General features: G+C 38.2%; 2 protein-coding genes and 1 pseudogene. All 3 read right to left on the reverse strand.

Features of this window, described 5'->3' with window-relative positions; genetic code table 11:
* Positions 1-18 precede the first annotated feature (18 nt).
* Positions 19-1,290, reverse strand: a complete 1,272-nt coding sequence (locus BSCG_RS25780; protein WP_004312956.1) for a DUF4876 domain-containing protein — start codon at positions 1,288-1,290, stop codon at positions 19-21.
* Positions 1,291-1,303: 13 nt separating this feature from the next.
* The gene (locus BSCG_RS25775; RefSeq protein ID WP_004311273.1) at positions 1,304-4,174 is read right to left on the reverse strand and encodes a TonB-dependent receptor; all 2,871 of its coding nucleotides are present in this window, start codon (positions 4,172-4,174) and stop codon (positions 1,304-1,306) included.
* Between the two features lie 910 nt (positions 4,175-5,084).
* Positions 5,085-6,964, reverse strand: a pseudogene (locus BSCG_RS25770) (carboxypeptidase-like regulatory domain-containing protein).
* Between the last annotated feature and the right edge of the window lie 1,060 nt (positions 6,965-8,024).

Raw genomic sequence — 8,024 nt, forward strand, 5'->3', positions numbered from 1 at the left:
TGTCTTTTTAGTTAATTATTACAATGTGTGATTCCATGAAGGCATTTTTGCTCCATTACGACGCATTACAGGAACAACGCCACGTTCAAAGTCATCCGTACTGTTGTTTGTATCCTGATATATATATGTACCTGTTTCTTCGCGAATAATAGGATTACCTTCTTCGTCTGTGGACAATTTGCGAGCAATACCTAAACCGCAATAAGTAGCTCCTACCCAAGTAATACCTGCATCAAGTACACCGGGGACACGTTTTGCATTCATCTTTGACTCATTGTTTACTGCTTCAACAGCATCCAATACATATTTAATAGGTATTTTTGCATAATAAACATTGCTGTTCGGTTTGCTAAGATCTGTTGTCTTCATATTTTCATCGTTGACCGGATCCCAAGCTTCTCCTTCAGGAACACGAAAAATCACATAAGCACCTCCGAATACGGATGTCAAATATTGTGGTATACTTCCCATCTCTGCTTTTCCTTGGTAGAAAACATGTTGCATATCATAAGCTGCCTGGTCAGGGAAGTTTGGATTATTCATATTAAACTCAAACTCAGAACTACTGCCGTCTATAGGACTTTGAGGGTTATAGATGTCCAACTGATGGTTAGCGGCAAATTGAGAAATGATGCAAGATTCACCTGGCGCTAACGGATATTCGGTTCCATTTCCTGGAAATTTCCACACACGTTCTCCATATGCATAATTATTACCGTCCGCTTCCGGCCAAATAGGTAATTTAGTGGTAGCTGTACCCGGAGTTAAATTTGCGAAATAAATACCGTCCAAATACAAAATGTCAGCAGAGTTATTGTATATCTCATAGAACTGGTCTCGGAAATAGACTCCTCCTTTTTCCGGACGGCTACCGCAATAATAAATCTCCTTGAATATTAATGGGCTCACTTTAAGCCCTTGTACTTCAATATTCAATGCGCTACCATGCTTAAATAATGCCGCATTTACAGAATTGCCATTGATGTAGTATTCATTGTTTTCTGTATCGATCGCTGTACCGGATACTGTTACCGAATAAATTCCGGGGATAATTCCGTCAACTTTCACACTATTATCAGTTACTTCTTTTACATAATGTAAATCTTCATCGTAATTGTCGAACTTTACAGTCAGATCTTTCAGTGTGGATATATTTTCAACGGTAATATCCAAATATACATCCACTGTGATAGGATTCACTTCTGCTGTGCCAGACATGTCCCTGAACGAATCGCATCCTATCAAAAGGGTACTTGCCAATGTAAACAAATATATTAAATATTTTTTCATAACTTCCTAAACATTATAAAGTGAGTGATAATTCCAGCCCAAAGAAAAATCGGTTATTCAATTGAATATATGAACCCGGATTACGTTTGGATTCTCTGCGCGGATAACTTCTGAACATATTGTTGGCAAAGAAAGAAACACGTAGCATATTGCTAATTTCTTTAGTTACATTCAAGTTAAAACAAAAATAAGGACTGTATGATTCTTTTATAGCATTATTATGACTTACATTATTCAACATATATCCATATCCTGCATCCTTTACTTGCTGGGTAGTGGTATATTTCCCCTTGGGAAACATATTTACAGACGCATCTTCCAATGCTAAATAGCCCACAGGTATAGAATCGTTTCCAAATGTATTCCAATTAGACTGCTGCCAAATAGCTTGTGCTGTCATCGTAACAACAAAACCGATACGCGGGATATTGTGAGTGGCACGTAAAGTCGTTACAAATTGTTGTTTGTAACTTGCATTGCCTTCTTGAGAATAAATGGCCACCGGTTTACGGGCTGAAGCAGCATCTTCGCTATTGTCATAGAAGCTATAACCCTGACGCCAACTCTTAGTACGCATCCATGAGCCATTTATTTGGAAGGCCGTACGGATAGCATCAATACGTCCGATATTCAAATCAAATTCTAAACCTTTAGTTTCTATATTTAAATTATTAGTTGGTTTTGCATAAGTAGACAATACCGGTAGGCTACTACTAAGCTCTATCCCGTTTTCTGTGCGCTGGTATTCATTGTAGATAAATGTATTGAAGGTGTTGAAGGTTTGGCTCATTACATAACCATCCTTCAGACGCTCCTTATAAGCTATTACATTCAGATTGGTTTTACCCACTCGTAAATTAAAACCGACTTCTGCTTTATGATTTTGGGCAATCTTCAAATCTGAGTTATCTACTTGCCGAACTTCTGTGGTAGTCATAAACAAGCGCTGGCTTTCCGGAATATTTTCATTGGTAAGCTCATTTATATTGATATATTCAAAATATGCATTTTCTGGATATAAATAGAGAAGAGAAGGCATCTTTGCAGCAATACCGTAACCTCCCTGAAGACTTAATAGATTCGGAATCAAATCAATGGATGCATTTACACGTGGCGAGAAAATGCCTCCTACTACTGAGGTATGATCATAACGCACACCAGCCTGAATGTTCAAATCATGCGTACCGCTTATGGACCATTTGAAATTATCTTCCACATATGCACCAAATTGGTTAATGAAAGGAATATCCTTATAGTTACGTGGACGGAAAGATGAATTATGACCGTATTGACTACGATAAGGAGGAGTACTTGGGTCATAAGTTTTTCCTTTACCAACGTTACCGTCACTCCGGAAATCCGCACCAATCAAGATGCGGTTGTTTACATGACCGCTCGCCTTGAATAGAGAACTCGTCACTTTAGCAAACAAATTAACTTCACGACTATCGATCTCATAGTGTCCCAAATAGCTGCTTGGTAGATAAACAGCATAATGATTTATGTCTTCCGGTCCAAAATTAGTAATTTGATTACCATTGGCATCATAGATATGCTGACCTGCAAAGTTACTAAGTACCGCACCGTTTGTAGTGGTCATGGAATAAGGAGATGTAGCAGAACTGTATACGGTTTCATAATAACTGTCTTTATCCATATACGTACCTGACAATACATAGCGTAGTGTTTTTAACCAGCCCTTATTTATATTCCATGTACCATTGGTATTCAAAGTAAAACCTATATCGCGGCCTTCCGAAGCTGTTTTAGTTTGTTCATCATCAGGATTACGTTCACGTTGATCCTTACCATAAATAAAATCAAAGCTGGAATTGGTACGTAACTTATTATTAAAGAAAGTATTTGAATAGAGCAACTTTGTTGTGGCACGCTGATAGTGCTGGTAACTGGATATTGGATTATTCGTATTATAAGCATAATCTGCACTTACATTTAAAGCGCCTTTCTTTTTTCCAAGTTCAAAACCGGTTCCCATAGACACCTGATAGATATTGGGATTGGCTTTTGCTTTGACACGTAGCGGCTCACGACCAGCTTTTGTATTAATAATTACTGCTCCTGAGGTCAGATCACCATATTCAACAGAAGGGATACCACGAACGATTTGTATAGACTCTATATTTTCAGTAGAAATACTACGAACATCGGTTCCACCAGCCGGCGAGGCACCTCCGGCCAATGAAGCGGGTGTTTCCGTACCACTTAATACCGTAGGGCTCATCGCAGATAGATTAGCATTATTTGAGATGGGGGCACCATCACGAATTATTGCGGTGCCCATAGCATTCATCGGAGCTTCCGGACCACTGGAACTGGAAACTTGACGGATGTTAATCTGTTGTGCCGAACTCATATCTTGATTCTGTGAAATTCCACCTGGCATCAATGACATTACATCATATAAACTGGTCGCTTGCATATGGTCCATAGCAGAGCGGGAAATGTGAGAAGATGTGGATTTGCCTGAACGGCTGTTGGTTGCAGTTACTGTAACTTCTTTCAACTTAAAATCCTCATTCCTCATTGTAAAATTAAGAACCAAATCCTTATTTACATTTATTAAGGTGTCAATGGAGACTTTGCCCAAATATTGAATTTGCATACGAATTTTACCAGTAGGTACGTTTTCCAGTATGTATCTACCATTTTCATCAGAGGTTGTCCCTAGTGCAATTTCAGGAATAGACACAGCTGCAAATTCTAAAGGCAAACGCTTGTTGTTGTGGTCGTACTCATAAACAGTGCCTGTAAGTTTTACTTTGTAATTGTTTTGCGATTTGATAGGGAGGGCAATTCCTATGCAAATAAGTATAAACAAGTATATAATATTACACCCCAAAATACCTTTTTTCATAAGTAACATCATATTTATTAATAATGCAAAATTATATATAAATTTTAAATTAAAACAAACCATTGTGTGTAACAAAACTAAAATTATTAAAAATACATGTTGTTTTTGTTGGTGCCGTTGCATAATCTCACAGACCTCAACCGTCTGTTGTCTAACAATATAGCAACTGCATTATATTTAGGAAAATCCAATATATATTAGTACTTTATTTAAGTTCCATACATAGTAATACGGATCTTGAGTGATTAAAAGCAAACTGCAAATCTAAATAAAAAACGGGATGGTTGTAGTTCTGATATGCTATATCTTAATACAACGCAGATAAATACTTATATTTTCATTGATAGATCTAACTAAGTTAAAAAACGGATTTTCTCCAAAATTCTTCTGATAGCTCCGTTCCAGCCTCATATTTATCGCACTTTACAGAAGCCCCAGTTCAAATATAAGGAAACTGTATCTCTCTTCGATAAAAGATCTATTTTAGGACGCAAAATTAGATATTACAAAAGATTATAAAAATACCATTTTTTGGGTATAAAAACGCATCTAATACCTATATATAGGTATTAGATATCATTGGCAATGTATGTTCCATTTCATTAAGCAAACAATTTTTTGTATAAAATACAAATAGTACTTTTTTACCCACTTAAAAAGTGCAAGAATGTATAAAAGTCCATGTGTCAGCTATAATAGGGGCATGAATAGGCATCCGTTCCATACCTGTCCCTATTTGAATCGGTCACCCCACAGTGACCGGACATTACTCACCCAATTCGGATTCTCATTACAGTAGGCAACGAAAATCTGTATCAAGTTCCAAAGCCCGAGAATCATTCCATTAAACCTGGCAGGAATTGTGACAACATGTCTGCTTGAAACAGCTACTATTATGGTATCATGCTGTATTGTTATGCTATATACCATGTTCTAAGTCAAAACTCTTTTTTTTAGAATTGAAGGTTTAAGGCTCCATCCGAAAGTCAATATCACTTTCTCAAAATTCTTTTCTACAGCACCCTTTGTATAAGTTAGGATGTCTTTCTCTAGAAAATTTTTGAAATCAGATGAACTCATGTCTCTAAAAATGTTTATATATTCTTTTTTAAGAAATTCATTTATGGCATGTGCCGATATCTTTTTTTGCGTGCACTTTTCTATAACATATAAGTTGCTTGGTACCGGTACCATCGTGTCCAGCCCCATGAAGATATTACAGTCTACCATAAGAGTATAAGCGCCGCTCTCGGCAAGAGGTGCGGAAATGCAGTAATTGGCTTGCTCAAGCAGAGAATCCACCAGTTCTTTTGTGGAAGAACTGATACTATTGGCCAATTGTTCATATCCTCTTAGATTCAGTTGGGATATGGTCTTTTCGATAGCCGGGATGAATTTCATTCCTGGACCCAGGTTCAAATCAAATCTTTTGTAATAGACAAGAAGCTCATTCCAATCTTTGTACCGTGAAGGTTTGATGATATTTACATTGTCTATACCATGTTGTTTAAGATACTCGCCGGAGGAAAATGCATCTTCTTTGAAGGTCTGTGTGTTTCCATCCGGGAAACTTAAATAGATGGTCTTATATGTGTCTCCAGTGTTGGTCCTTGCAAAAGCTTTACATTCCTCACCTTTGAGATAATATGCTGTGGTGATGTCAAAACCATTACCGCTGGCATCATTGTCATAGCAACAATTCCACTTTACCTTATCAGATGGGAATATACGGCTTATATTCTCTATTTGGGATTTGGTGACATATCCCCCCGTGCTTATGAATGCGCATGTGGTTTCTTTAGTATAATGGTTTATTTCGTAGAAACTCATTGCGTCAATAGCGGATTCAAAGAGATATATGTCTGTAACCTTGTCAAAAGGAACAAAATTGGCCATCCAACAGCTTTGTGCCTTGTCACCACCCGTGGCAAAGGCTTTATAATTGGTATTGGTCTCTGCAAAATAGTTCCTCATTTCAAAGTTAAGGATTTCCATCTGGGAGGGTTTGCGGAATGGAAAGCCGATATGATTGTTTTTTCCTACCTGGTAGATGAACAGTCTATTGGCGAAATCCTCCACAGTCTGTGGAGAGAGCTTCCTTTGGACGGTCAAATATGGATTATCCTTTTTGATAGGACGAGGATTCCAATAATTCAAATTGGATTCAATATCATTTGGATTCAGTCCCAGCAGAGGATTGTTTACCGTTTCGGTATCTTCATTGGTGATCTGTTGAGTAGGCATTGGTACACCATCAATGACGAAGAGAGGCTGGGTTCCTCCTGTGACGGAGTTGACACCTCTGATTCTGAAAGTCATTCCGCTTGACAATGAACCGTCTGTGGGGATAATCTGTACTCCGCTGATTTTGCCTTGTAGTGCTTGCAACGTCTGCGTAGAACTACTGTTTACAATATCTTTTATATTCACAGAAGCAACGGCGGTTGCAATATCACTTTTTCGCTGGCTACCATAGCCTACAACAACCACCTCATCCATCTCTGTGACTGAAGGGTCTAGAATGATATCAAATCTTCGGTTCTTTCCGATAGTGATAGTTTTGGGCTTATATCCCAGATAACTGATGACCAGTTTTTCAGAAGGAAGTACTTTTATCGTGAACTTTCCTTCTAAATCGGTGATTACTGCATTGGTGGTACCTTCGATATTTATCGTGGCACCGATAAGAGGTTCACTCTTCTCATCCAACACTTGCCCTGAAATAGTTACTTGCTGTGCTAATGCTACAGTGAAATGTAGTATTAGAAACAATGTGCTTAATAGTACTTTTCTCTTCATAGTGCAGATATTAAAGTTTATAATAAGGATTAATACAATTAGATTTAAAATGGTAGTGCAAATAAAGCGAATTATAATATCCATGTTTTGACCTATTGTACTTTTCTCTTGACCAAATTACAGACTTTTTCTTCAAAGGTAATCGCTTTCTATTAATTTCATTTATCACCGCGTAAAATTATTCGATTGGACTTTTTATAGTGAGTATTATCATGGGGAGTATTAAAAAAGATTGGATATGAAAAATAGTATGTTAAATCATTCTGTTTTCTCAAATATGCAGTGGGGTGTGAGCGCAAGGAAAAATATCTGTAGAAATTGATAATAATGTATTTTATTCAAACTTTCCATTTATCCAAACTCTATCAGTTATCTGCACTTAAATCAGGCTTTGATATTTCAAGAGTTTGGATAAATGATTAAGGATTCAGTCTGCATTAATACCGAACATAGCAGTCAGTGAACGATTGATACCTTACGTTCGCATCGTGCGAAGTCTATTCCTTTCCACACGGTTTTGCGTCCGGCTGAAGATGCACACTCGGCTTGCGCCTTGTTCCTTTGCTGTTTCTTTATACTTGAAGTTCTACAATTCGTTTCACAAAGAATTACCCTGTGGAAGTCTGCCCGCTTTCGCGTAGGGTGACGTTGAAACCTTTATCCAGGGCATTACACCATGGCATTCGCTTTCTCCACAATCCTTTACCCGCACCTCATTCGGCCGCTCTTACAATTGGCCACCCATCGGTTATTGGCTGACGGGAGAGATACGGGCTTACCAAGTTTCGCACAAATAACTGACGACCGACTTAGACTCCGCCTATCCACCAGCAGTGCGACATCCGTGTAGCACGATGTAACAGCGTACTATCCTGACTGCTTGCCTTTTGGAATGGCCCATAAATATCCGTGAGCTAATTCATAGTCACGATGGTACGGCGATTCACTTAGGTTACTCATATCAGTCAGCTTTGACATTCTTCGCCTATGATGCTTAGGTTGGAACGTCGTTGTCAAGAGGGCTTCGCACCCGACCGTTGCCAGTCACGTACGCCTCTTC

The sequence above is a fragment of the Bacteroides sp. 2_2_4 genome (assembly GCF_000157055.1).
GTDB lineage: Bacteria > Bacteroidota > Bacteroidia > Bacteroidales > Bacteroidaceae > Bacteroides > Bacteroides ovatus.